23 protein-coding genes and 1 pseudogene are annotated in these 23,587 nt (G+C 65.2%); 10 read left to right on the top strand and 14 right to left on the bottom strand.

The window, feature by feature from the left end:
- Nucleotides 1-9: 9 nt before the first annotated feature.
- The 3 genes and pseudogenes from HYG77_RS18835 to HYG77_RS18825 form a co-directional block, all read right to left on the bottom strand.
- Complete coding sequence (locus HYG77_RS18835; RefSeq protein WP_244372940.1) at nucleotides 10-1,467, bottom strand: HNH endonuclease signature motif containing protein; 1,458 nt, start codon at nucleotides 1,465-1,467, stop codon at nucleotides 10-12.
- Between the two features lie 431 nt (nucleotides 1,468-1,898).
- A pseudogene (locus tag HYG77_RS39685) lies at nucleotides 1,899-2,090 on the bottom strand (IS5/IS1182 family transposase); the annotation flags it as partial.
- A gap of 71 nt (nucleotides 2,091-2,161) precedes the next feature.
- The gene (locus HYG77_RS18825; RefSeq protein ID WP_208960209.1) at nucleotides 2,162-3,109 is read right to left on the bottom strand and encodes an AraC family transcriptional regulator; all 948 of its coding nucleotides are present in this window, start codon (nucleotides 3,107-3,109) and stop codon (nucleotides 2,162-2,164) included.
- Nucleotides 3,110-3,349: 240 nt separating this feature from the next.
- On the opposite strand from HYG77_RS18825, the gene HYG77_RS18820 reads away from it, so the two are divergent.
- From HYG77_RS18820 to HYG77_RS18805, 4 genes are all read left to right on the top strand, one after another.
- Complete coding sequence (locus HYG77_RS18820; protein ID WP_208960208.1) at nucleotides 3,350-3,922, top strand: flavin reductase family protein; 573 nt, start codon at nucleotides 3,350-3,352, stop codon at nucleotides 3,920-3,922.
- A gap of 20 nt (nucleotides 3,923-3,942) precedes the next feature.
- Complete coding sequence (locus tag HYG77_RS18815) at nucleotides 3,943-5,559, top strand: 4-hydroxyphenylacetate 3-hydroxylase N-terminal domain-containing protein (protein ID WP_208960207.1); 1,617 nt, start codon at nucleotides 3,943-3,945, stop codon at nucleotides 5,557-5,559.
- Between the two features lie 21 nt (nucleotides 5,560-5,580).
- Nucleotides 5,581-6,429: a catechol 1,2-dioxygenase gene (gene catA, locus HYG77_RS18810; RefSeq protein ID WP_109333975.1), complete on the top strand. Its 849-nt coding sequence runs from the start codon at nucleotides 5,581-5,583 to the stop codon at nucleotides 6,427-6,429.
- 75 nt (nucleotides 6,430-6,504) lie between these two features.
- Nucleotides 6,505-7,290 (top strand): alpha/beta hydrolase, encoded by a 786-nt coding sequence (locus HYG77_RS18805; RefSeq protein ID WP_109333977.1) that lies wholly within the window; start codon nucleotides 6,505-6,507, stop codon nucleotides 7,288-7,290.
- A gap of 4 nt (nucleotides 7,291-7,294) precedes the next feature.
- On the opposite strand, the gene HYG77_RS18800 is transcribed toward HYG77_RS18805, so the two are convergent.
- The 6 genes from HYG77_RS18800 to HYG77_RS18775 form a co-directional block, all read right to left on the bottom strand.
- Entirely contained in the window at nucleotides 7,295-8,530 is a 1,236-nt protein-coding gene (locus tag HYG77_RS18800) for an acetyl-CoA C-acetyltransferase (RefSeq protein ID WP_109333979.1), read from the bottom strand.
- Nucleotides 8,523-10,229 carry an AMP-binding protein gene (locus HYG77_RS18795; RefSeq protein WP_208960206.1) on the bottom strand — a complete coding sequence of 569 codons (1,707 nt, stop codon included), beginning with the start codon at nucleotides 10,227-10,229 and terminating at the stop codon, nucleotides 8,523-8,525. Before HYG77_RS18795 ends, HYG77_RS18800 begins: the two co-directional genes overlap by 8 nt.
- Nucleotides 10,226-11,071 (bottom strand): alpha/beta hydrolase, encoded by an 846-nt coding sequence (locus HYG77_RS18790; protein ID WP_208960205.1) that lies wholly within the window; start codon nucleotides 11,069-11,071, stop codon nucleotides 10,226-10,228. Before HYG77_RS18790 ends, HYG77_RS18795 begins: the two co-directional genes overlap by 4 nt.
- Nucleotides 11,068-11,895, bottom strand: a complete 828-nt coding sequence (locus HYG77_RS18785) for a hypothetical protein (RefSeq protein ID WP_208960204.1) — start codon at nucleotides 11,893-11,895, stop codon at nucleotides 11,068-11,070. Before HYG77_RS18785 ends, HYG77_RS18790 begins: the two co-directional genes overlap by 4 nt.
- Nucleotides 11,892-13,085 (bottom strand): acyl-CoA dehydrogenase family protein, encoded by a 1,194-nt coding sequence (locus tag HYG77_RS18780; protein ID WP_109333985.1) that lies wholly within the window; start codon nucleotides 13,083-13,085, stop codon nucleotides 11,892-11,894. The genes HYG77_RS18785 and HYG77_RS18780 overlap by 4 nt, the downstream gene beginning before the upstream one ends.
- A gap of 139 nt (nucleotides 13,086-13,224) precedes the next feature.
- Nucleotides 13,225-13,830 (bottom strand): TetR/AcrR family transcriptional regulator, encoded by a 606-nt coding sequence (locus HYG77_RS18775; protein WP_208960203.1) that lies wholly within the window; start codon nucleotides 13,828-13,830, stop codon nucleotides 13,225-13,227.
- 145 nt (nucleotides 13,831-13,975) lie between these two features.
- Here HYG77_RS18775 and HYG77_RS18770 point away from each other — a divergent pair, with 145 nt between their 5' ends.
- The 3 genes from HYG77_RS18770 to HYG77_RS18760 are packed head-to-tail and all read left to right on the top strand — an operon-like array spanning nucleotide 13,976 to nucleotide 16,400.
- On the top strand, nucleotides 13,976-14,455 hold the full coding sequence (locus tag HYG77_RS18770) for a nuclear transport factor 2 family protein (RefSeq protein ID WP_208960202.1): 480 nt from the start codon (nucleotides 13,976-13,978) through the stop codon (nucleotides 14,453-14,455).
- Nucleotides 14,452-14,805, top strand: coding sequence for a DUF485 domain-containing protein (locus HYG77_RS18765; RefSeq protein ID WP_109333991.1), 354 nt, complete (start codon nucleotides 14,452-14,454; stop codon nucleotides 14,803-14,805). Before HYG77_RS18770 ends, HYG77_RS18765 begins: the two co-directional genes overlap by 4 nt.
- Nucleotides 14,802-16,400, top strand: a complete 1,599-nt coding sequence (locus HYG77_RS18760; protein WP_109333993.1) for a cation acetate symporter — start codon at nucleotides 14,802-14,804, stop codon at nucleotides 16,398-16,400. The genes HYG77_RS18765 and HYG77_RS18760 overlap by 4 nt, the downstream gene beginning before the upstream one ends.
- A 53-nt stretch (nucleotides 16,401-16,453) precedes the next feature.
- On the opposite strand, the gene HYG77_RS18755 is transcribed toward HYG77_RS18760, so the two are convergent.
- From HYG77_RS18755 to HYG77_RS18740, 4 genes are all read right to left on the bottom strand, one after another.
- Nucleotides 16,454-17,548 (bottom strand): diacylglycerol kinase, encoded by a 1,095-nt coding sequence (locus HYG77_RS18755; protein WP_208960201.1) that lies wholly within the window; start codon nucleotides 17,546-17,548, stop codon nucleotides 16,454-16,456.
- A complete protein-coding gene (locus HYG77_RS18750; protein WP_208960200.1) occupies nucleotides 17,545-18,351 on the bottom strand; it encodes an SDR family oxidoreductase in 807 nt (268 codons plus the stop codon). The genes HYG77_RS18755 and HYG77_RS18750 overlap by 4 nt, the downstream gene beginning before the upstream one ends.
- Before the next feature lie 128 nt (nucleotides 18,352-18,479).
- Nucleotides 18,480-19,661 (bottom strand): 4-hydroxybenzoate 3-monooxygenase, encoded by a 1,182-nt coding sequence (locus HYG77_RS18745; RefSeq protein ID WP_208960199.1) that lies wholly within the window; start codon nucleotides 19,659-19,661, stop codon nucleotides 18,480-18,482.
- Between the two features lie 90 nt (nucleotides 19,662-19,751).
- Entirely contained in the window at nucleotides 19,752-20,492 is a 741-nt protein-coding gene (locus HYG77_RS18740; protein WP_208960198.1) for an IclR family transcriptional regulator, read from the bottom strand.
- 128 nt (nucleotides 20,493-20,620) lie between these two features.
- Between HYG77_RS18740 and HYG77_RS18735 the strand changes: the two genes are divergently transcribed.
- The 3 genes from HYG77_RS18735 to HYG77_RS18725 all read left to right on the top strand — a co-directional run bounded on the left by HYG77_RS18735 (nucleotide 20,621) and on the right by HYG77_RS18725 (nucleotide 22,921).
- On the top strand, nucleotides 20,621-21,898 hold the full coding sequence (locus tag HYG77_RS18735; protein WP_109334003.1) for an aromatic acid/H+ symport family MFS transporter: 1,278 nt from the start codon (nucleotides 20,621-20,623) through the stop codon (nucleotides 21,896-21,898).
- 88 nt (nucleotides 21,899-21,986) lie between these two features.
- Nucleotides 21,987-22,463, top strand: coding sequence for a VOC family protein (locus HYG77_RS18730; protein WP_109334005.1), 477 nt, complete (start codon nucleotides 21,987-21,989; stop codon nucleotides 22,461-22,463).
- 38 nt (nucleotides 22,464-22,501) lie between these two features.
- Entirely contained in the window at nucleotides 22,502-22,921 is a 420-nt protein-coding gene (locus HYG77_RS18725; RefSeq protein WP_208960197.1) for a VOC family protein, read from the top strand.
- Here HYG77_RS18725 and aztA read toward each other — a convergent pair.
- Entirely contained in the window at nucleotides 22,918-23,583 is a 666-nt protein-coding gene (gene aztA / locus HYG77_RS18720) for a zinc ABC transporter ATP-binding protein AztA (protein ID WP_208960196.1), read from the bottom strand. The two genes, HYG77_RS18725 and aztA, sit on opposite strands and share 4 nt — an antisense overlap.
- Nucleotides 23,584-23,587 lie beyond the last annotated feature (4 nt).

The raw sequence follows: 23,587 nt of genomic DNA, 5'->3' as shown, positions 1-23,587 counted from the left end.
CCTGCTGCATCACCCTGCACCTCGCTCTGTTCGGTGAAGACTCCGGCCTCGTGTTTTGCTCGCCCGCGCATGCTCGATCAACTCACCGGGGTGGTGCCGGTGATTGATTCGCGGAGCTCGTGTGGGATCGATCTGCGGTGGTGGAATCCATTCGGTCCTGCCCGGAAATTCTGAATCAGGCCGGGTTGATGTGGTGTTCCAGCCGGCTGAGCCATCGTTGACCTGTGCGTGGCACGCATCGCAGGCGAGGGTGAGGTTGTCGATGTCGGTCCCGCCGCCTTTCTGCCAGTCGGTGACGTGGTGGACCGCGCACAGACTAGCCGGCGCAGCGCATCCCGGGCGGGTGCATCCACCGTCGGCAGCGATCAGGGCAAGCCGCTGATCGGCATTGGCGAGCCGACGACGTCTGCCTAGGCGCAGAGGACGACCGGAATGGTCGAACAGTACGAGAACCGGATGAGCATGCTCGGCAAGCTTCAATGCGTCCTCGAGGGGTAGGAGACCACCGCTCGCTGTCGTCGCGAGACCGCCTGCGGCCTTTTCGAGTTGATCGAGCGTCATCGTGATGATCGCGGTGACGGGCAGGCCGCGGTGTCTGCCGAGTACCCCCGTTTCGAGCAGCGCCCGAAATATGGCACTGAACGGGTCATGGTTGCGCTGGGCCGCCGAGCGGGTGTCGCGTGCGGCCGCCGCTGCGAGTGCTGCGCGATCGAGTGTGGCGTCTTCGCTGTCACCCGTCGGTGATTCCGGATCGTCAGGGTTGTTCATTCCGGGGCGGGCCCATTTGGCGAGGATCGGGTCGAGCAACGCTCGCGCCGTGGGATCGAGTTCACCGGAAATTCTCGACATCAGTTCGGAATCCTGCCGCGCGAGCGAGATGCCGCGTCTGCGCTTGCGGTCACGGTCGTCACCGAGGTTTCCGTCTGGGTTGAGGTACGCGAGTATCCGGTGTCCGGCCTGCTCGACGTCCTCGGGTGTCCCGGTTCTCGCCAGCTGGGCCAGGATCATCGATTCGGCGTGGGAAACGTCGTCGTTGTCGACTGCGTGCGGGATCTTCCGCATCACCTTGACCACTGCGCGTGCATGACCGGGTCCGATGTCGCCGTCACGTTGCGCTGCAGCAGTTTCGGGCATCGAAGGGTCAATCGAATCACCGGACAATGTATGCCACACACCGAGGTTTCGCGCCGCCGCGACGCGGGCGGATGCGTCCACCGCAGACACACGGAGAACGTCGACGAGTAGCTTGTTCGGCGAGTTGTATCCGAGTGCGGCCGGTATCGAGCGTTCGACACTCTCGACGACCAACCGATGCGACACCGCCTCGGCGCGGCGCAGCGACTGCTCCAATCGCCGCATGGCCTCGAGCACGTCGGAGTCGCGCAGTGCCGTCAAGTCGCTTTCGAGGAGCACGTCGATAGATGCAGATAACGTCGACAGCTGCTCTGCTACCGGACTATTCAACACTGAGCTATCCAGCACTGCGCTATTCACCGACCCCCCAGTCGAACTGATGAGTGCAACACTACCCCAGGGGTCCGACACGTTCCGCGAGTCACTCATGTCAGTGGGACTATTCGCTTGCAGCGGAACTTCACTGGACCTCTGCGGCAGCCTTACCAGGTGCCCGCCCCGATGCCGACTGAAAGGATCACCGCACTAGACCGCGCAAGCTGTTGATGATCTCCCGACCAATCCACCTAGGTGAGTAATCACATCGAACCGCATCTTGGCAACGATCCAGGAACCGCACAGCTGGTCGCTCGACTAAGACCTTGCCCCATGTGGGGACCGTCTTGAAGCGGTTGTGCCGCAGCGAGATGGAGGAATCCGACAAAGTGATCGCCGTGGCGTTCGTAGCGGATGGTCAGGCGCCGATACCCGGTGAGCCAGGCGATGGTGCGTTCGATCTTCCACCGGTGTCTACCGGGCCGCTCGTTCCTGTCGACGCCACGTCGGGCGATGCTCCGAACAATGCCCTCTGCCCGCGCAGCGATCCGGCGGTGCTTGTCGCAGTCCTTGTCGGCCTGGAGCGTGCCGGGTTTGCGGCGGCGAGGACCACGCCTGAAACTCACCGCCGGAATCGCGCTACCAGAGCGTACGTCCTGGGTATTCGCCTCGAACACCACCCGCGATTACACCAGACCAGACCACGCAGCCCTCAGGACTCCCCGCCCCGTAGGGTGTCGGACGGCGTCACCCCGAACTTGCGCCGGTAGGCGGCCGCGAATCTGCCGGTATGCATGACGCCCCAGCGCGAAGCGACGTCGGAAACCGTTGTCGGGGAGACACTTGCGGTCAGGTCTGCGTGGACGCGCTCGAGCCGGACGTCGCTGAGATATTCCATCGGCGTCATACCCACGTATTCGCGGAATCCCTGCTGCATGCGGCGGACGCTGACGTCGACGAGTTCGGCCATCTCGCCCGCGGTCCAGGGGCGGGCGGGGTCTTGTTGGATCGCGTCGACCACCCTTTTGACGATGCGCGGTCGGATACCCGATGCGCCGGCGTCGTCATCCGGCATCGCGGCGAGTACCAGCGCGGTGGTGAGTGCACCGCAGAGCTGCCGCGACACCTGATCGCTCTGCAGGAGGATGCTGTTGTGCAACGCCTGGTCGGCGACGGATCGGACGAATCCCAGCCACTCGGCGCCCGCGCCGGACCGTAGGTCGAGTTGCCGCGGCAACTGCCGGCCCGGCCTCGCGAGTACGCGGTCCATCTCCCGCTGCAGATAGTCCCGTTCCACCTTGAAACCGATGATCTCGCAGGAGCTACTCCAGTCGGTGATCACGGTGCGGGTGTCAGGTGGGCAGATCGTCGCGAATCCTGGCGTCGAGGTCACTTCCCTGGCACCGGTGACGGACACGATGTGGCCGGCCAGCGGGATGTTGATGCCGTATGCGCCCGGGTGGTCGGATTCGATCGACACGGCCGCGCCGAACCCGATTCGCGCGAGCCGGGAGGGTCCGAGTTGAGTGGACTCGAGCGATGACCTTGCCGCGTCGTCCCGGGACAGCGGACGCAGGTCGTGAGGGAAGTAGGCGTCGGCCACCACTTCGTGGACTTCGTCCCAGTCCGTGAAACCCGAACCCGCCAGCTGTTCTCGCATGCCTGCTTCCAGACCTCTCACCTCGCGCTACGGCCGCGCACGGGCAATTCCCGACCTTAGCATCGCCTGTGATGTCCGTCACTACAAGGGCGTGGGCGCCGACCCCGGCAACTCTCTTTCGCGATCCGGATCGCGCCTTCGCAATGCGGATCGACGGGCTGTGACGGCCGTCATATGTTGTGTGCATGCCCTGGAAATGCAGGGGCGTTCGCACGAATCGTGCAGAAAGGCGGTCTCGAAATGGATCAACGCACTCTGCGTAACATCTTCGGCCAGTTCGCCAGCGGCGTCACCGTGATCACGTGCACCAACGCAGACGGCACTCCGCACGGAGCCACTGTCACGGCCTTCACCGCCGTCTCGATCGAGCCTCGGCTGTGCCAGGTGACGCTGACCCGGAAGTCGAAGGCGTGCGGCTACTTGACCGACGCACCGTTCGCGGTGAACATCCTCGCCGCCGATCAACTCGACACGGCCATGCACTTCGCCGGAAAGCCGCAACGGACGGAACCGGTGTGGGACTCCTCGGGTATCGCTCCCGCACTGTCGGGCAACGCAGCAACGCTGATCTGCTCGCCCTGGGCCTCCTACGACGGCGGTGACCACATCATCTTCATCGGCGAGATCGTCGACGCGTCCGTCGACTCGACCAAAGATCCGCTGCTGTTCTACCGCAGCACTTTTCACGACCTGGGAGCCACTTCGGGCACCACGGCGTGGAACGGCTGCCTCGACGACCCTCACAGCGGATGGTTCGACGCCGCCGCCTCGTTCACTCCGCTCCACCTGCAACTCGCCCAGGCTGCCTCGTAATTCTGATCGAAGGGAACACCATGACCACCACCGAATCCGCCCCCGAGACCACCGTCGACCGCACCAAGGTCAACGTGGCCGCCGACAGCGAGGCCAACCGCACGAAGAACTTCGCGTCGCGGCCGATGACCGGCGACGAATACATCGAATCGTTGCGTGATGACCGAGAAATCTGGTTGCACGGGGATCGCGTCAAGGACGTGACCACCCACCCCGCGTTCCGCAACCCGATCCGGATGACCGCGCGACTCTACGACGCGATGCATACCGGTGAGCACGTCGACACGTTGACGACACCCACCGACACCGGAAACGGCGGCGTCACTATGCCGTTCTTCCGGGCGTCGAAGACTTCGGACGACCTGCTGAAGGACCGCGACGCCATCGCCACCTGGGCACGGATGACCTACGGCTGGATGGGCCGGTCCCCCGACTACAAGGCCTCATTCCTCGGAACCCTCCACGCGAACAAGGAGCTGTACTCACCGTTCCAGGACAACGCCGAACGCTGGTACAAGGAGTCGCAGGAAAAGGTCCTGTATTGGAACCACGCCATCATCAACCCGCCGGTCGACCGACAGCTGCCCCCGGACGAGGTCGGCGACGTGTTCATGAAGGTGGAGAAGGAAACCGACGCGGGCCTGATCGTCTCCGGCGCCAAGGTCGTGGCCACGGGCTCGGCGATCACCAACTACAACTTCATCGCCCATTACGGCCTGCCGATCAAGAAGAAGGAATTCGCGCTCATCTGCACGGTGCCGATGGACGCCCCAGGCGTGAAGCTGATCTGCCGCACGTCCTACACGCAGCAGGCGGCGGTGATGGGAAGCCCGTTCGACTATCCTCTGTCGAGCCGGATGGACGAGAACGACACCATCTTCGTCTTCGACAAGGTACTCGTGCCGTGGGAAAACGTTTTCATGTACGGCGACGTGGAGAAGATCAACGCCTTCTTCCCGCAGTCCGGTTTTCTGCCGCGCTTCACCCTGCAGGGGTGCACGCGACTCGCCGTGAAGCTCGACTTCATCGCCGGACTTCTGATGAAGGCGCTCGACGCCACCGGAGCGGGCGGCTTCCGAGGGGTACAGACCCGCGTCGGTGAAGTGATCGGCTGGCGCAACCTGTTCTGGTCCCTCACCGAATCGATGGTCCGCGACCCGGAGCCGTGGGTGGGCGACACGGTCATCCCCAAGCTCGAGTACGGCCTCACCTACCGCATGTTCATGCAGCAGGGTTACCCCCGCATCAAGGAGATCATCGAACAGGACGTGGCATCCGGGCTGATCTATCTGCCGTCGTCGGCCGCCGACTTCAAGAGTCCCGACGTCCGGCCGTACCTCGACAAGTACGTCCGCGGGTCGGAGGGCATGACCGCGGTCGATCGCGTCAAGATCATGAAGGCGCTGTGGGATTCGATCGGCAGCGAGTTCGGTGGCCGCCACGAACTGTACGAACGCAACTACGCCGGCAACCACGAGGGCGTCAAGGCGGAACTGCTCATGTTCGCCGAGAACCGGGGAACCGTCAGCTCCATGAAGGGCCTGGCCGAGCAGTGCCTGGCCGAGTACGACCTCGACGGCTGGACAGTGCCGGACCTGATCGGCAACGACGACGTGTCCTACTTCGGCCGCAGCTAGCCCCTCAGACCAGGAGAGAATATGATCACCACAGAAAGCCCCACCGCGGTCGGCTCCGGCAACGCCGCGACGGACAAATTCAAGGGCGCCAGATTCACGGCCGATACCTCGCCGGAGCGTCTGTCCGCCATCGCTACCGAGGCGCTCGCCGGATTGAGCGCCCTGATCGAGAAGCATGCCGTCACCTATCCGGAGTACCGCGTCCTCAAGCAGTGGCTCATCGATGTGGGCGAGGGCGGTGAGTGGCCGCTACTTCTCGACGTGTTCGTCGAGCACGACATCGAAGAGGTGAACTCGCGGAACTTCAAGGGCACCAAAGGAAGCATCGAGGGTCCGTACTACGTTCCCGGAGCGCCACAGCTCCCGGCCCGGTGCACGCTTCCGATGCGTGACGAAGATCGGGCGCACCCAGCGCTGGTCCTCCGGGGTCAGGTGACCGACCTGGACGGCGCAGGACTCAGCGGGGCAACCATCGAGTTGTGGCATGCCGACGACGAAGGCTACTACTCTCAGTTCGCACCCCACCTCCCCGAGTGGAATCTGCGCGGAACCATCGTGACCGACTCGGAGGGAAGATACGAGATCACGACTATTCAGCCTGCGCCTTACCAGATCCCGACCGACGGGCCCACCGGCCAGTTCATCGAGGCTGCCGGGTGGCACCCGTGGCGTCCGGCGCACCTCCACCTGCGGGTGACCTCTCCCGGCAAGCAGCCGATCATCACGCAGCTGTACTTTGCCGGTGGGGACTGGGTCGACGATGATGTCGCCACCGCAACCAAACCCGAACTGCTGCTCGATCCAGTGATCGACGACGCGGGACGTAAGGTGGTCGACTACGACTTCGCGCTCGATCCCGCCACGGACTGATACCCACCCACCATTTCCCCGGGTGAGACGATTCGCATCGCCTCACCCGGGGCATTGCTGTACAGGACAGGAAGCATGATGACAGGCAGAACGACCGAGTTCGTGCACACTAGCGACGCAGTGATCGAGGTCGTCGTCGAGGGTGACGGTCCGTCGGTAATTCTGCTGCCCTCACTGGGCCGCGAATCGTACGACTATGACGACGTCGCAGAGGGTTTGGCGCGGAACGGGTACCGCGTCTCCCGCCCGCAGCCCCGCGGAATCGGCCGGAGCGAAGGACCGCTCGACAACATCACCTTGCATGACCTCGCCGCCGACGTGGCAGCAGTGATCGAGGCGCAGGACAACGGCGCGGCAGTGGTGGTCGGCCATGCCTTCGGGCATTACGTCGCCCGGATGCTGGCCGCCGACCGGCCGGAGCTGGTGCGCGGCGTCGTGGTCGCGGCGGGTGGGGCGCGGCATTATCCTGCCGAGTTGACCACGCTGGCGGTGCAGTGCGCCGACTCGTCCCTGCCCGAATCCGAGCGGCTCCGCCATCTGCAGACCGGGTTCTTCGCACCCGGCAACGACCCCGCCGAGTGGCTCACCGGCTGGTACCCGTACGTGTCGAAACAGCAGCTCGCAGCCTCGGCCGCTACACCCAAAGAGGAGTGGTGGGCCGTGGCACATCAGCCGATTCTCGACCTTCAGGCAGCTCTGGACCCATTTCGACCCCGCGAGACGGCGAACGAACTGCGGGACCAGTTGGGCGAAGTGGTCACCGTGTCCGTCATCCCGAACGCCAGTCACGCACTACTGCCGGAAGCGCCCGCACAGGTTGTGCGGGCGCTCACCGACTGGATTCGGACTCTCGACAGCTGAGTGGCTATGCCCGCTCGAAGATGGCCGTCAATCCCTGGCCGCCGCCGATGCACATCGTTTCGAGTCCGTAGCGGGCGCCGCGACGGTCCATCTCGCGCAACAGGGTGGCGAGGATTCGCACTCCCGTCGCACCGACGGGATGGCCGAGCGAGATGCCCGACCCGTTGACGTTGGTGCGGTCGAAATCCTGTGTTCCGAAGTTCCATTCCCGCGTGACGGCCAGCGCCTGTGCCGCGAATGCCTCGTTCAGTTCGATCAGGTCGATGTCTGCGAGCGTCAGCCCCGCGCGCTTCAGTGCCCGCTCGGTGGACGGCACCGGTCCGATACCCATTTCGGACGGCTCGACCCCGGCCACCGCCCAGGTGACCAGCCGTGCGAGTGGCCGAAGGCCGAGACGCTCCGCCTGGGCACGGGTGGTGACGAGACAGGCTGCGGCGCCGTCGTTCTGCCCACTTGCGTTTCCTGCGGTGACGGTCGCATCCGGGTCGCTGTGGCCCATGATCGGGCGCAACCGGGCGAGCGACTCGACCGTCGTGTCCGCCCGGGGGTGCTCGTCCCGATCGACACGCTGCGGGTCGCCCTTGCGGCGGGGAACCTCCACCGGAACGATCTCCTCAGCGAACTTCCCCGACTCGATCGCTGCGACAGCCCTCTGATGGGATTTCACCGCAAGTTCGTCCTGCTCGCTGCGGCTGATGTTGTACTTGCGGCGCAGGTTCTCCGCCGTCTCGAGCATGCCGCCGGGAACCGGGTAGTTCCGGCCCCCCGCGGTCACCCGCCCGCGAGCCAGACGGTCGTGGAGTGCTGCCGGCGCTCCGCCCGCTCCCCAGCGCATCGACTCGGTGTAGTACTCGGCGCGGCTCATCGACTCCACGCCGCCGGCGATGACCAACTCGGCCACCCCCGTCTGCACACGCATCGCTGCGTCGAGCACTGCTTGCAGGCCGGACCCACAACGGCGATCGAGTTGCTGTCCGGGAACGGTCACCGGCAGGCCGGCATCCAGGGCCACGACCCTGCCGATGGCGGGTGCTTCACCGTTGGGGTAGCACTGCCCGAAGATGACGTCGTCGACGCTTTCCGGTTCGATCTTCGTGCGAGCCAGTAGCTCGGACACCACGCGGGCACCGAGGTCCGCAGCGGGAACGTCCTTGAACTGCCCGCCATAGCGTCCGACCGGGGTACGCAGGGGCTCACAGACGACGACATCGTTCGCCTGGGCATTCGAGTTTTCAGGCACTGCGGAAATCCCTTTCGTGATCGGTCCACTGCTGCGCCCATTCGCGCAGCTCGACCGCTCGGATCTTGGTTCCGTTTCCACCCACCGTGGTGGGCATTCGTTCGATGATGTGCACGGCGCTCGCAACCTTGAACGCTGCCAACGACTCTGCGCACCACGCCTTCAATTCGGCAGCGCCGGTTTCTGCACCCTCCGTGGGGACGACGAAGGCGATTGCCTGGGTGTATCCGCCGGCGCCGGTGATCCCGACGACCTTCGCCAGGTGCACGGACTCGTGCTCGGCCAACCGGTGCTCGATCTCCGCCGGATCCACCAGGAATCCGCGCAACCGCAGTACGTCACCCATCCGGCATACGTACGTATAGCCGCCGTCGCCCGTTGCGACGGCAAGATCGCCGCTGCGAAACCACCCGTCCGCCGTGAATGCTCGCGCCGCTGCATCCGGACTACCGAGATACGCGTCGACGACGTTCGGTCCGCGGACCTGAAGTTCACCCTGCTGACCGTCCGGTAGTACGGAGTCGTCCAGAGGGTCGGCTATCCGAACCTCGATCTCCGGGGACACCGGGCGTCCCCCACCGTTCCACCGCAACGATTCCGGGTCACCATCCGTCCAGAGCAGCATCAGGGCGAACACCTCGGACGACCCGAAGACGCCGGTGGTGACGGCACCGAACTCGTCGCGCACCCACGCTGCCACCTCATGAGACCGGCCGAGGAAGTCTGCGATACCGATCCTCTTCAGCGAGGACAGGTCAGCGCGTTCCCCGCCGTGCCAGGTGTCGTACAGGCGGGTGAAGAGGTCGTCGCCGCCCACGACGTGCGTGACCCTTTCGGACTGCATACGCCGGGAGGTCGCGGAGGCGTCGAACACCGGTTCCATCAGCAGCGCACCACCGCCCGCGAGTGTTGCCATCGCGGTACTGAATCCGAAGACGCCGGACACCGGTAGCACACACAGGGTCACATCACCGGGCTCGATGCCGAGAAGGCGGGCGTCCGCGCGTGCGTGGCGAACGATTGCACTTTCCCGATGTGCGGCCAGTTTCGGTACCCCGGTGGATCCCGAAGTCGTAAATGCCACTGCGAGCGGGTCGTCGGCGTCCGCGTGGGCGCCGGCCACGGTCGTGCTCGCCATGTCGGGCGTCTGCGGTACCCGCAAAGAACCGTCGGTCCCGTCACCCACGTTCCAGGCGCCGCTGCCGAGGTCGAACGCGGCGCACTCGAGCTCGCACGCGCCCACCTCCGGCCCTCGCACGACGGCGACGACCGGAGCCGGGATGTCGAGATCCTGCTGCGCATCCCGTAGTCGTCGGAACAGATCGAGTCCGTGGAACCGGGCGGCCACCGCCACTACCGCCGGCCTGGCCGAGGTGAGAATGTGGGCAATTTCCTGCGTGTTGTAGCGGGTATTCACGCCGATGACGTGTGCCCCGACCGCCGACGCCGCCCATTGCCAGAGCACCGCATCCGACCAGTTCGGAAGCAGCACAGCCACACACTGGCCACGCCGTATACCGGTCTGTCGCAGTTCCGACGCCACACTGGAGGCGCGTGCAGCGAACTCCGCGCGGCTTAGGGGTACCCGCCTGTCACCCACGACGTCGATCGTCATGACAGCATCCGGGTCGGCCGTCACCAGTTCGTCGAGAAGCGAAGCGAGCGAGTCACGGCGGGTGGCCGTGTCGTGCGCCGTCACGACAGCACCTCCGCCGAACGCAACTCGGTCAGCCACTGGTCCGCCAACGACCCGAAGTCGTCGACCTCCTCCATGGGGTAGTGGCCGATTCCGTCGAGCTTCGTGTAGCGCGCGTAGCCCGGTCGCGCCGAATTGATCACCGCTGCCACCTTCTCGACCGCACCGGTCTGGATCCAGGGGTCCTGTTCTCCGGCGACGACGTGGAGCGGGCACGTGATGTGGCCCAGACGGTTCCGGACGTCGTGCATTCCCCAGGCTATGAGATCCGAGGACGAAATCTCCGGGTCTTCACGCTTGTGCATCGTGGCGATCAGCTGGGCTGCCTCCGCGGGCACGGAGTGTCCCACCGAGGCCAGGGTGCCGAGGTAGGTGCGGTCACCGCGACTCGGACCGGCGACATCCTCGAGTTCGCGCCGCAGTCCGCCGACGTTGACCCGGCCGGGCCCTGCCTCGGCTGCCATCGCGATTGCGCCGGCCAGTGGGCGCTCGGGGCGCGTCGCCAGCTCGAGGGTCAGCTTCCCGCCGATCGAGCAGCCTATGACATAGGGTCGCTCGACTCCGAGCAGGTCGAGCACTTTCCACAGCCAGTTCCCAAAGACGACGAGATCGGTGACGGGCCCGCCGACCGCAGGCTCGGAGCGGCCATGACCGGGAAGGTCGGGCACGATCACCCGATAGCCCCTCCTCGACAGTGCCGATGCCACGTGCCGCCATTGCACCCCGCTCTGTCCCGCGGTGTGCAGGCACAGCACCGTGGGTGTGCCGTCCGTGGACGTGTCGGGTGTGACGATCTCGACGAACCCGAGAGCGCCATCGATGTTCAGATAGCGGGCCTCGATCATGAGCGGGCCTCCCTTCCCCCGGTGAGTGGCGGGGTGTCGTTCTGCTCGCGTCGTCGGTCATTCGCGGCGGCCCGGGCGTGGGTGACGAGGATGTCAAGTGGCTTGGTGAGACGCAGGTATTCGTAACCGTCTCCCGCGGAAGAGAATTCGCCTCGGATTGCACGCCGCATGAAGTCGTGATGTTCACCGAAGATCAAGTCCACCCATGTCGACGCCGGCGCGCGAAGCGTGAACGTCGCACCCCCCGGAACTCGCCTACTGATGTCGATGATGCGTCCACGGTAGATCCTCAGATGCACCTCACGGCTGTGCCCCGAACCGTCGAGGCAGCACAGGCCTATCGTCCCGTCCCAGGTGGCCAACGACGAGGTGAAGTTCCGGTCGTCGGCGAGTGCTTCGCGGAGAAGCTCCGCCCACGCGACGGTGCAGAAATCCGTGGCCGGATCGGTTCCGACGGCAGACCCCTCAGGCAGCCGCCAGGTTTCGACTCCTTGCTCCCGGACGCTTCCGTTCTCGTCGATCAACCGCAGATGCCGGTCGACCTCCACCGTGTCCTCGGACCGCTGAACGCGGGTGATCACCGACTCGGCCCGAACGACGTCGTCGGCCTCTACCGCCGACACGGTGTTCCATTGCAGACCCGTTCGGGCTGCGCCGTCCAGGTTCGATGCGTCGAGCACTCCGGCGATGACGACCCCCGTGAGTGACGCACCCGATCCGGGGAAGGTAGCGCCCGACGCGGCAATGACGTCGGACACCCGGCGCTCGGCGCTGACGGCCCTGTCGCCGACAGCCACGCGCTGCTGTTGCGTGAGGACACTCATTCCGACACTCTCCCCAGCAACTCGTCCGAGATGATCCGCATCTGAATTTCACTGGTACCTTCGAAGATCTTCGTCAATCGTGCGTCGCGCCAATGTCTTTCCACTTGAAAGTCGGTGGTGTAGCCCGCGCCTCCATGGATTTGCACGGCCTCACTGGTGACGCGTTCGGCCATCTCGGTCGCGACGAGTTTGCACATCGACGCTTCGAGAGAGCACCGGCGTCCGGTGTCGATATCGGTGGCCACCGAGTACATGAGCTGGCGGGCAGCTTCGATGTCGGCCGCCATCGTCGCGACCTTGAAGCGCAGATGCTGGAAATCTGCCAGTTCGTGACCGAACTGCCGACGGGTGTGGAGGTAGGCGATCGAGTCCTCGAGCGCGGCCCGGGCGAGGCCGATGGCCCGCGCAGCGGTGTGCGCACGACCCACCTCCAGACCACTCACTGCCAGGTAGAAGCCCTTGCCTTCCTCACCCAGCATCGCGCTGGCCGGCACCCGGTAGTTGTCGAACGACAACTCCCACGTGTTCCAGCCGAAATAGCCGATCTTGCGGATCTTGGTACCGCTGATGCCCTGCGGGAACTCGCCGCGCTCCTTCTCGATGAGGAAGGCGCTGATGCCGCGGTGCGGCTTGGCCGGATCCTTCTGCGGGTCCGTCCGGGCGAAGAGAACGAGGTAGTCGGCCTCGTCGGCGTAGGTGCACCACATCTTGGTGCCGCTCACCACCCAGTCGTCGCCGTCCCGGACCGCACGGCACGAAATGTTGGCGACGTCGGAACCGGCCTCCGCCTCGGACAACGCGTAGGCACCCAGGTACTCACCGCGCGCCACCTTGGGCAGCAGATCGGCTTCCTGCTCGGGCGTGAAGCCGCCCCCCATCCCGTTGCCACGCGCCAGGAGCCCCGACACGCTCATCCACGCACGGGAGAGTTCTTCGGCCACAAGGCAGTACTCGAATACACCGAGACCGAGACCGCCGTGCTCTTCGGGGATCATGATGCCGAAGAATCCGACGTCCGCCATGGCCTTCTTGAGGGTGTCGGGGATGGTTCCCTGGACCGGATCGAGTTCGTTGGCGACGGGCAGCACCTGGCTCATCGCGAAGTCGCGTGCCAGGTCACGGATCGCCAGTCGGTCCTCGGTGAGATATCGCGGCGAATCGGTTCGCGGCTGTGACGGCCGGTGAGTCATGGACACTCCTCATCCATTCGAGATTCGGGGCGCGAGACGGGGGAACTCAGGTTCCACACCCGAATCACATTAACGCTTGTTCACCCAGTACAGCACGGGTGCGCCGCCGGCGTCAACGGTGACCTCGGACAGCGCCGACTCAGGGTGCGCGGTATCCCACGAGGTTGAGCGCATAGACGCCGTACGAATCGGCAACCGCTTGCGCCGAGAGAGGACCCTCGGCCCGGTACCAGAGAGCGATGCCGGCACACATGGTCAAGACCGCGGTGACAGCCTGATGGACGTGCGGGACGTCGAAGTCGCCGCTGGTCACGCCCTCTTCCGCGATGGTGACGAAGAGATGTTCCTGCGCGTCCCGAGATCCGACCACCCGCTTGCGATCGACTTCTTCGAGGTACCGCAGTTCCGTGTTGGCGACCAGGCAGGCGCGCTGGTGTCGCGCGGCGTACAGCGAGTGCGCCACCACGGCAGCTCGCCACCGATCCGCCGGTGCCGGGCCCGCTTTCCGCAGGGCGTTCCGGGTAGCGGTGAACTGCTCGTCGCTGGCGGAACGCAGAATGTCGACGAGGAGCTCGGCCTTGTTCTCGAAGTGGTTATACACGTTTGCCGCACTACAACCGGCATTTTTCGCGATGTTCCGCATCGTCGCCGCGTGAAACCCCGAGAAGTAGAACTCGTCGAGCGCAGTGTCCAGAATGCGCTGCCGAACGGTCGGCTGAGCGGCGACGATTGACCGAGTGTTCATCTCTCGGAGAGTAGAGCGACCAGGACGGATGGGCAACAACCGTCGTCTTGACTACCCTCCCACCCTCGATTATGGTCCCCATCACATGAACGGCCGTTAATGACCGTGTTTCCTCACCCGCTCTGCACCGTGGAGGTACGCCGCCTTGAGCACCCTCGAAGAACGAATCCGCCGACTGGAAGACCTCGAGTCCATCCGGACACTCGATGCGCAGTACTGCCGTCTACTCGACGACGGCGACTGGAACGCTCTGATGGACTTGTTCACCGACGACGGAGAGTTCGACGGCCTGTCCAACCCCCGCGGTAAGGCCGAGATGAGGGAGTTCTTCTCCGGACTCGCCGCCGGTGGCCTCACGGCGTTCTGGCACTTCATCACCAACCTCGAGATCGACCTGGACGGTGACCGCGCGACCGTGCGCTCGTTTCTGTGGCAACCGTGCGTGTCGGGTGGCACCTCGTCGATCGCAGCGGGCCGATACACCGACGAGGTGGTCCGCGTCGGCGACCGCTGGCTGTACCGTCGCAAACAGGTCCGCTTCCACTACTTCGGGCCGCTGACCGACGGCTGGGACGAGAACCGGTTCGCGCTCGACTCCGCGCGCCGTGCGGCGGTGCACGCATGACCACCGACGCCTCCCTCACCGAATCCGGCGCCGCGATCTGGTCACCGATCCTCGCGTTGCCGGAGTTCGTCGAACTGCGACGACGTCGCCGCGCCGTGACGGCAAGCCTCGGCGTCGTCGCGGTCGGATTGTTCACCAGCTTCCTCGTCGGGTTCGCCTTCTTCCCCGAAGTGCTCGGCAGGACTGCACTATTGGGCATACCGCTCTCACTGTGGGTGGTGTTCTCCCAGTTCGCCGGCACCTGGCTTCTGGTGTACGCCTACTTCCGGCTATCCCGGACCTACATTCAGCCGGCCGCCGATGCGGCCGTTCTGGCCATCGAACTACGCCATCAGGAGCGTGCCGCATGACGGGCGAAGCCGATTACCTTGCCATTGCCATTTGCTCTGCGGTCATCTCCCTGACCCTCTGGGTCACCTTTGCCGCGTCCCGGCGCAGTCGCAGCGCCACCGGCTTCTTTGCGGCCGGTCGCTCGATCACCGGCTGGCAGAACGGTTTCGCGATTGCCGGCGAGTTCATCTCCGCGGGCAGCTTCCTGGGTACCACCGGACTGATCTTCTACAAGGGCGTCGACGGGGCCGTGATCCTGTGTACCTCCGTCGTCTCCTTCCTCCCTGTGCTGTTCCTCCTCGCCGAGAAGATGCGCAACGTCGGAAAGTACACTCTTGCCGACGTTCTCGTGTTCCGGACGGGTGCCCGGCAGGTCCGGGTGGTGGTCGCGCTCAGCACGATCGTCACCGGCACCTTCGTGCTGTTGGCCCAGCTCGTCGCGGCGGGCGTCCTCCTCGAGTCGGTCTCGGGCATTCCCTTCGGGCTGTCCGTCGTGGTCGCCGGAAGTTTGATGGGCATCTATGTCTTCGTCGGCGGCATGCTTGCCACCACCTGGGTCCAGGTGATCAAGTCGTCCATCTTGTCCGTGCTGGCCATCATCGTCTGCCTGGGAATTCTCGCGAAGTTCGGGTTCAGTCTCCCGTCCGTCTTGTCCGACGCCACCGACAACGCCGCCGCAGGAGACGCGATCCTGACGCCCGGACTCATCTTCGGACAGACCGGCGCAATCAATCTCATCTCGTACTCACTGGCCTTCGCCCTCGGCACCGCGGGCATGGCGCACATCCTCATTCGCTTCTTCACGGTCCCGGAGGCCGCGACTGCACGGAAGTCTCTCGGCTGGACTGTCGCGCTGTGCAGCGCCTTCTACCTGATCGTCATCGTGATGGGATTCGGCACCGCTGCACTTCTCGGACCCGACGGAGCAGATCGCGTCGGTGCCGGCGGCAACCTTGCGGCACCCACCCTGGTCACCGAACTCGGCGGCGGCGTCGGCACGGTAGGCGGATCCATCGCCTTGGCTATGGTGGCGGCCGTGGCATTCGCCAGCATTGTCGCCGTGGTCGCCGGTGTGGTGATCTCGGCGGCGGGCACATTCGCGCACGACGTCTGGCCCACCGTCACCCGCACGAAAGCCGCCGACACGGAATCCACAGACATCCGCGAAGCGAAGATCGCGCGGTACGCCGCGGTTGCGTTCAGCATCATCGCCATCGGGCTGACCATGGCCATTGGCGACAGCACGAATATCACCTATTTCATGGGAATGGCGTTCATGGTAGCGGGAAGCGCTCACCTCCCCAGCCTGCTCCTCAGTCTCAACTGGCGACGGTTCAACAGCACAGGAGCCGTGTGGGGAATCTCCGTGGGGCTGGCGTCGACCGTGATCAGCCTGATGTTCACAGAGGCGCTCTGGTTGGGCAGCGGACCGGCACCGCTCACCATCCAATTGCCCGTCATCATCACAATGCCTCTGGGTTTGGCTGCAGCAGTGATCGGCTCGCTCGTCGCGGAACGGCGGAACGGCATCAAGTCCGACCGAGACGAAAAGTTCGCCGAAATGCTGGTGCGGGCCGAGACCGGCATCGGAGCGGAGCTCGCCGAGGCGCACTGACGGCTTCGCCCGTGAGGGCTTCGCCCCTGTGAGTACTTCTTAACCGCCCGATGTTAATAAGTACTCACGGGGCGCGGAGCGCACAACCCGCGACCGGTGATGAGTGGCAGATCCAGTGCGGTGACGAGTCCGGGTTCGGCCTCGACGACGGCGTGCACCGAGTTCACCAGTCGCATCGCGGTGACGATCATGCCCGACACGTTGTGGTCACCGTTTTCGCCGTTGTGGTTGAACTCGACGGACATCATCGGCTCTCCCGTGATGTCGATGCGATAACAGCCGTCACCGCGGTTCGGCTTCGGCCACTCGGGCATCTGGTCCGGATGCGTCCGGGTGATGTGCTCGAGTACCACGCGCGGTACGCCGTCGACGGTGCCGATGACCTCGAACCGCACGGCAGCCGTCGTGCCTGCGGGGATGTGACAGGACACGACGTCGAGGTCGTGGTCTGCCGGAATCCGTGCGACCTTCTCCACCAGCGGCTCGTCGAGTGTGATGTCGAGGCCTGCCGCGATCTGGCGGACGACGCTTCCCCACGCCAGCGACAGCACTCCGGGCTGAAACAGCATCGGCGTCTCGTCGAGAGGTTTCCCGAATCCGAAGATGTCACGCATCACCACGGGCTGGTAGTACGTGGAATAGTCGGCGATCTCGTAACAGCGGACCTCGTCGATGCGCTGCGACAAACTTGTCATGGCTAGCGGCAGAACGTCATTGGCGAACCCTGGGTCGATGCCGTTGACGTGCAGACTGGCGCCACCCTGCTCGCCGGCACGGCGGATGCGGTCGACGAGTTCGGCCGGGACGACGCCGATCGGATATTGCAGTAGCACCGGACCCGACGACACGACGTTGACGCCCGCTTCGAGAAAGGAGATCAGCTCCTCGACGGCCTCGAAGATGCGGTCGTCCGTCATCGCGGTATGCACGATGCAATCCGGTTTCAACGCGAGCAGGGCAGCCTTGTCGTCGGTGGCCCTCACCCCGAGTTCACGGTCGAGGCCGGCCAGTTCACCGGCGTCCTTCCCGACCTTGTCCGGATTGGACACCCAGACGCCGACCAGTTCGAGGTCGTCGCGGGCATCGATCCCTGCGATGGCATGTCGCCCGACTGTGCCGGTAGACCATTCGACGACGCGGTAGCTCATGGCTTCTCTCCGAGTTTCAGATCAGGAAGGCCGAGGTCGAGGTTCGGCTGGTCGAGGCCTCCGTCGACCTCGAGTACCTTGCCGGTGATGTACGAACCCGCCTTCGAGGACAGGTAGAGCACGGCCGCCGCGATGTCTTCGGGGTCGCCGATCCGGCCGAGCGGGGTGACGCTTTCCATCGACGCTTTCACCGCCTCGTCGGAGGCGACGAATTCGAGTGCGGACGTCAACACCGACCCCACGGCGATCGCATTGACGCGGACGTGAGGGCTCAGATCGCGGGCCGCCAGCCGGGTGTAATGTGCCAGTGCGGCTTTCGCCGTTCCGTAGGCAAGATAGCCGCGGCCGGACAGCCTGCCCATCACCGACGAAATGTTCACCACCGACCCGCCGTCGTGCGCGAGCATGTGCGGAACCGCCGCCCGCACAAGTGCATGTGCGGTGCTCACATTGAAATGAAATGCCTCCTCGAGATAGTCCGAGTCGGTGTCGAGAAGGGCGTTGGGGATGGTGCCGCCGACGTTGTTGACGACGATGTCGAGCCTTCCGAACTCTTCCTGCGCGGCGTCCGCGAGCGCGGCGACGGCGTGCAGATCCATGAGATCGGCGGGCACGACCAACGCGCGTCGCCCGGCCTCCTCGATCTGCGTCGCCACCTTCTGCAGCTGATCGGCATGGCGGGCGGAGATGGCGACGTGAGCGCCCGCCTCCGCAAGCCCCACCGCGGTGGCCGCGCCGATGCCGCGGCCCGCGCCCGTGACGACGGCGACCCGGCCGTCCACTCTGAACCGATCGAGGATCATGGCGGCTCCTGTTGTCGTTCCCCCTTCGGCGAATGTAACAGGTTCTAGTTTGTGAGTGGAGTCGTTTCCCGGGAGAAGCAGCTCCGCCGCCTGTGAGTACTTATTAACCGCGGGCGGTTAATAAGTACTCACAGCTCGAGCGGGGTGCCCACATAGTTCTCGGCGATGAGGGTGCGTCCGGCGACTGATCGGGTGACCATGTCGAGTTCGGCGATCTGCCGCTTGTGGCCGAATCCGGTGTCGTCGGGGAGCCGATGCAGCATCGAGGACATCCACCAGGAGAAGTGCTGGGTGCGCCAGACGCGCGGCATCACCGTGTCGGTGTAGCTGTCGAGCCCGGCCCGACTGCGGGTGGTGAAGTACTCGGACATCGCCTTGGACAGGAAGTAGACGTCGGCGATCGCGAGGTTCATGCCCTTCGCGCCGGTGGGGGGCACGGTGTGGGCGGCGTCGCCGGCCAGGAAGAGGTTGCCGTGCTGCATGGGCTCGCACACGAAGCTGCGGAACTGCAGGATCGATTTCTGAAATATCTTGCCGTCCTTGATTTCTGCGCCCTCGCCGTCGACGCGGGCGTGCAGTTCGGACCAGATACGGTCGTCGGACCAGTCATCCACCGAATCGTCGGGGTCGACCTGCAGGTAGTGCCGCTGCACCTGCGGGGTGCGGGTGCTGATCAGCGCGAAGCCGCGCGGGTGGTTGGCGTAGATCAGCTCTTCCGACGACGGCGGGGCCTCGGCGAGGATGCCGAACCAGGCGAACGGGTACTGACGGAAGTGGTCCGTCCGCACGGTGGCCGCCGGGATCAGGGCGCGGGTGCTGGTCCGCGACCCGTCGCATCCGCCGACGAGGGCGCACGTGAGGGTCTGCTCGTTGCCGTCGGCATCGCGATAGATGATCTTGGGGGATTCGGACGTGTGGTCGTGCACGTGCACGTCCGATACGCCGAAGCGGAGGTCACCGCCGTCCGCGAGCCTGCGGGCGATGAGGTCCTTCAGCACCTCGTGCTGCGGGTACACCGTGACCGCGCGGCCGCCGGTGAGTTCGTCGAACGCGATGCGGTGCCCCTTGCCGCCGAACCGCAGTTCGATGCCCTGATGGGTGTGCCCCTCACGCTTGATGCGGTCGCCGAGCCCGGTGTCGACCATCAGATCCACCGTGTTCTGCTCGAGCACACCGGCGCGGATCGTGCCCTCGACCTCCTCGCGGGTGCGGGTTTCGAGTACCACAGACTCGATGCCCTGCAGGTGCAGAAGGTGGGACAGCATCAGTCCTGCGGGGCCTCCGCCGACGATCCCGACCTGTGTGTTCATGCGCAGACTCCTCGCGTAGTTCGTGACACCAGTCACTGTTGCGCCCGAACCGCACTCCCGAAACCTCCACTTTCACTGAGTGAAAGACCACTAGGCGACGCCGCGCGAGATGCCCCGTGCCGCCGCCCGCACGGCGGGAATCAGCGGTGCCGGATCCTTCTCCGCAGGCACCACGACCGACACGGCGGCCACGACCTCGCCCGTCGACCGCGACACCGGCGCAGCCACGGCCAGCGTCCCGATATTGAGATGTTCACGGCAGGTGACCCATCCGGTTCGGCGAATGTCGTCGAGGGTGCTGCGAAGCCGGTGTTCGGTGGTGATGGTCGCCGGGGTGAAGCGCTCGAGGCCGGCTGCGAGCACGGCGTCGAGCAGCTCGCCGCCGCCGAACGCCAGCAGAACCAGACCACCACTCGACGCGTGCAGCGGCAGCCGTCCCCCGGCACGCCCGACCACGGTCACGGCACCCCGCGCGGACAGTCGCTCGATGTACAGCGCTTCGAGCCCCTCCCGGACCACCAGCTGGACGTTTTCGCGGGTGGCCTCGTAGAGGTCCTCGAGATACGGCAGCGCCACCTGCCGCAGTCCGTGGGCGCGGGGCGCGAGAGCCCCCAATTCCCACAGCTGGACCCCGATTTCGTAGGTTCCGTCGTCGGCCCGCTCGAGTGCGCCGTGTTCCACCAACTGCCGGCACAGCCGATGCACGGTGGGCAGGGGCAGACCGGTACGCCTGCTCAACTCCGACTGGGACAGACGCGGCCGTTGCGACGTGAACGCACCGAGAACGAGAAATGCCCGGCCCAGCATGCTGCGTTCGTCGGCTCCGGCCATGCCGCCAGTATTCCGCGTGTGGTGCGGCGAACCGACGCCGTTTGACACGGATCTATGACTCACCACACAATCGGTGCGCAATATGAACTTGTGTTCAAGTGACGAACACTGCTGAAGCCGAGGATCTGATGACCACTTCCGAACGGAGCGCGATGCGCTCCTCCACTGCCCTCTGGGTCGCACCCCTCTGCTGGGTGGCGGTGTTACTCGACGGGTTCGATCTCGTGGTGCTCGGCGCCGTGATCCCCTCGCTGCGGGACGACGCCGACTGGAGTCTGTCTACAGGCACAATCACGTTCATCTCGACGTTCGGCCTGGTAGGCATGACGATCGGGGCGCTCGTCATCGGCACGCTCACCGACGTGATCGGCCGCAGGCGCGCGCTGCTGTACGCGGTCGCGGCATTCTCGCTCTTGACACTGCTGTGCGCGGTAGCGCCCAACCCGTTCTTCTTCGGACTGTTCCGATTCCTCGCCGGCGTGGGCCTCGGTGGCGCACTCCCGACGGCGCTGGCTCTGGTCAACGAATTCTCGAAGAAGCAAGGCGGCGGTTCGGCATCGACTCTGCTGATGACCGGGTATCACGTGGGTGCGGTCGCGACGGCCGCGCTGGCCATCGTGCTGATCGAGCCGTTCGGCTGGCGGTCGATGTTCGTTGCAGGTGCGCTGCCCGCGATCGTGCTGATTCCCCTGATGTTGCGTTACCTCCCCGAATCGCCGTCGTACCTCCTCGCGCAGGGCAAGCGGTCCGAGGCCGAGGCCATCGCGAAGCAGTACGGACTGGAACTGGAACCCGCGCCGGCCGCCGACGCACCCGTCGCGTCCGCAGCCAATCCGGTGCGCGCCCTGTTCTCACGTCCGTTCCTGCGCAACAGCATCGCTATCTGGGTCACGTCCTTCATGGGACTGCTGCTCGTCTATGGACTCAACACCTGGTTGCCGACCATCATGCGCGAAGCCGGATACAACCTCGGGGCCTCGCTCACCTTCCTGCTCATCCTCAATGCCGGCGCGGTGGTCGGACTTCTGATTGCCGGCGGCGTGGCCAACAGAATCGGCCCTCGTCCTGCGGCGATCATCTGGTTCGCCGGCGCCGCGGTGTTCCTGGCGTTGCTCAGCGTCAAGGTGTCGTTCGGGATCTATGTGCTGGTGTTTCTCGCCGGGTGCTTCGTGTTCAGTGCGCAGGTGCTGGTTTACGCATTCACCTCGGCGAACCATCCGCCGCAGATCCGTGCGACCGCGCTGGGCTGGTCTGCAGGCGTGGGACGCGTCGGCGCGATCTGCGGTCCCATTCTCGGTGGGGTGATGCTGGGAGCCGGTTACGCCGTCCCGTGGGGCTTCTATGCGTTTGCCCTGGTGGGGCTGCTCGGTGCGATTGCTGTGGCTACCACTCGGACGGTCCGCTGAGATTCGTGGCCGCCGGGCGATGAGTTTCGGGCATGTGCGTGGTCCATATCGGTGAGGATTGATCGAAATCACCCGAGAGGACCACGCCATGAAACCCATCACCCCTTGCCTCTGGTTCGACGACCGCGGTGAAGAGGCAGCAAAGTTCTACACCTCCCTCTTCCCGGACTCACGAATCACCGACGTGACCTATTACGCGCCCGGCACACCCGGCCCCGAGGGCAAGGTTATGACGGTGTCCTTCGACATCAACGGGCAACCGTTCACCGCACTCAACGGCGGCCCGCAATTCACGTTCAGCGAAGCCATCTCGTTCGAAGTGAGGTGTAAGGATCAGGACGAGGTAGACCGATACTGGGCGGCTTTCACGTCAGACGGTGGAGAGGAAAGCCAGTGCGGCTGGGTGAAGGACCGCTTCGGAGTCTCCTGGCAGGTGGTCCCCGAACGCCTGTACGAGCTGATGAGCGACCCCGACACCGCCGCGGCCCAGCGCGCCGTCCAGGCGATGCTCCAGATGCGCAAGTTGGACATCGCCGCACTCGAGAAGGCGTTCGCGCAGCCGTGAGCTCCGTCGAGGAGAGGTGACGAGAAGGGGATGACACCGTGACCGCACAGCGCAAGACACACATCAACGGGGTGCATACGGTGGCCGTACCTGTCGCCGATCAGGACAGGGCCCTCGAATTCTACGTCAGCACACTCGGTTTCGAACGCCGCATGGATGCCGAGTTCGGCGAGGGGCAGCGCTGGGTCGAGGTGGCACCCCCAGGATCAGTCACCTCCATTGCCCTGGTTCCGGAACGTGAGGGCGCACCGGCCGGCGTCGAGACCGGCATTCGGCTGTCCACTGCGGACGCCGACGCCGATCATGCGACTCTCGCGGCGCACGGTGTCGATGTGGACGCGGAGGTCATGCGCCTCGGCGACTACGTACCGCCCATGTTCTATTTCCGCGATCCCGACGGCAACCGGCTCGTACTCGTCGAACTGCCACTTGAGAGCCAGGCGGACACAGAAAACTAAGCAGACACAGAGAACTTCCCGGACACAGTGGCGTCCGTCGGCCCCTGAAGAGACCCGGCCGTCAACGTCAGCGTGCGACCGGCGCGCTCGGCATCGAGCAGTTCGTGGGTGGCCACGACGACGATGGCACCTCGTGCGGCTTCTTCGTCGATCACGTCGTTGATTACGGCGCGGGCCTGCGCATCGAGTCCGGTGGTCGGCTCGTCGAGGAGCAGTAGGTCACCGCGTTGCACGAGCGCCTGAGCAAGCAACGCGCGTTGCCGTTGACCGCCCGACAGCGTACCTACTTGCCGCGCAGCGATATCCGTGATGTCAAGCCTCGTCAACGCAACCTCCACAGCTTGGCGGTCGTCGGGGGTGAGGCGGCGAAACAGTCCACGGCGCTGCCACGCGCCCATGCCGACGAGCTCGCGCACCGTGAGGGGCAGGTTGTCCCCGACCGCCGTGCGTTGTGGCACGTAGGCAACGGGCCGCCCGCGGAGGCCGTCGATGCTTCCGGACGTGGGGCGCAGGATGCCGGCCAGTACATGGAGCAGCGTCGACTTGCCGGACCCGTTGTGCCCTATGAGCGCGGTAACCGCCCGCTCAGTGAAGGATGCGCTGACACGGTTCAGCGCCACGGCGGTCCCGTACCGCACGGTGAGTTCGCTTACGACAATCATTATC

The sequence above is a fragment of the Rhodococcus sp. ZPP genome (assembly GCF_017656075.1).
GTDB lineage: Bacteria > Actinomycetota > Actinomycetes > Mycobacteriales > Mycobacteriaceae > Rhodococcus_F > Rhodococcus_F oxybenzonivorans.
The sequence above is the reverse complement of the archived record's forward strand: the minus strand, read 5'-3'. Positions and strand labels throughout refer to the sequence as shown.

Coding starts and splice junctions, on each gene's coding strand:
- HYG77_RS18825 (WP_208960209.1), bottom strand. CDS start 3,109: ATGCGAGAACAGCTGGCGGGTTCGGGTTTCACGGACTGGGACGAAGTC.
- HYG77_RS18820 (WP_208960208.1), top strand. CDS start 3,350: ATGGATCAACGCACTCTGCGTAACATCTTCGGCCAGTTCGCCAGCGGC.
- HYG77_RS18815 (WP_208960207.1), top strand. CDS start 3,943: ATGACCACCACCGAATCCGCCCCCGAGACCACCGTCGACCGCACCAAG.
- catA (WP_109333975.1), top strand. CDS start 5,581: ATGATCACCACAGAAAGCCCCACCGCGGTCGGCTCCGGCAACGCCGCG.
- HYG77_RS18805 (WP_109333977.1), top strand. CDS start 6,505: ATGATGACAGGCAGAACGACCGAGTTCGTGCACACTAGCGACGCAGTG.
- HYG77_RS18790 (WP_208960205.1), bottom strand. CDS start 11,071: ATGATCGAGGCCCGCTATCTGAACATCGATGGCGCTCTCGGGTTCGTC.
- HYG77_RS18785 (WP_208960204.1), bottom strand. CDS start 11,895: ATGAGTGTCCTCACGCAACAGCAGCGCGTGGCTGTCGGCGACAGGGCC.
- HYG77_RS18780 (WP_109333985.1), bottom strand. CDS start 13,085: ATGACTCACCGGCCGTCACAGCCGCGAACCGATTCGCCGCGATATCTC.
- HYG77_RS18775 (WP_208960203.1), bottom strand. CDS start 13,830: ATGAACACTCGGTCAATCGTCGCCGCTCAGCCGACCGTTCGGCAGCGC.
- HYG77_RS18765 (WP_109333991.1), top strand. CDS start 14,452: ATGACCACCGACGCCTCCCTCACCGAATCCGGCGCCGCGATCTGGTCA.
- HYG77_RS18760 (WP_109333993.1), top strand. CDS start 14,802: ATGACGGGCGAAGCCGATTACCTTGCCATTGCCATTTGCTCTGCGGTC.
- HYG77_RS18755 (WP_208960201.1), bottom strand. CDS start 17,548: ATGAGCTACCGCGTCGTCGAATGGTCTACCGGCACAGTCGGGCGACAT.
- HYG77_RS18750 (WP_208960200.1), bottom strand. CDS start 18,351: ATGATCCTCGATCGGTTCAGAGTGGACGGCCGGGTCGCCGTCGTCACG.
- HYG77_RS18745 (WP_208960199.1), bottom strand. CDS start 19,661: ATGAACACACAGGTCGGGATCGTCGGCGGAGGCCCCGCAGGACTGATG.
- HYG77_RS18740 (WP_208960198.1), bottom strand. CDS start 20,492: ATGGCCGGAGCCGACGAACGCAGCATGCTGGGCCGGGCATTTCTCGTT.
- HYG77_RS18735 (WP_109334003.1), top strand. CDS start 20,621: ATGACCACTTCCGAACGGAGCGCGATGCGCTCCTCCACTGCCCTCTGG.
- HYG77_RS18730 (WP_109334005.1), top strand. CDS start 21,987: ATGAAACCCATCACCCCTTGCCTCTGGTTCGACGACCGCGGTGAAGAG.
- aztA (WP_208960196.1), bottom strand. CDS start 23,583: ATGATTGTCGTAAGCGAACTCACCGTGCGGTACGGGACCGCCGTGGCG.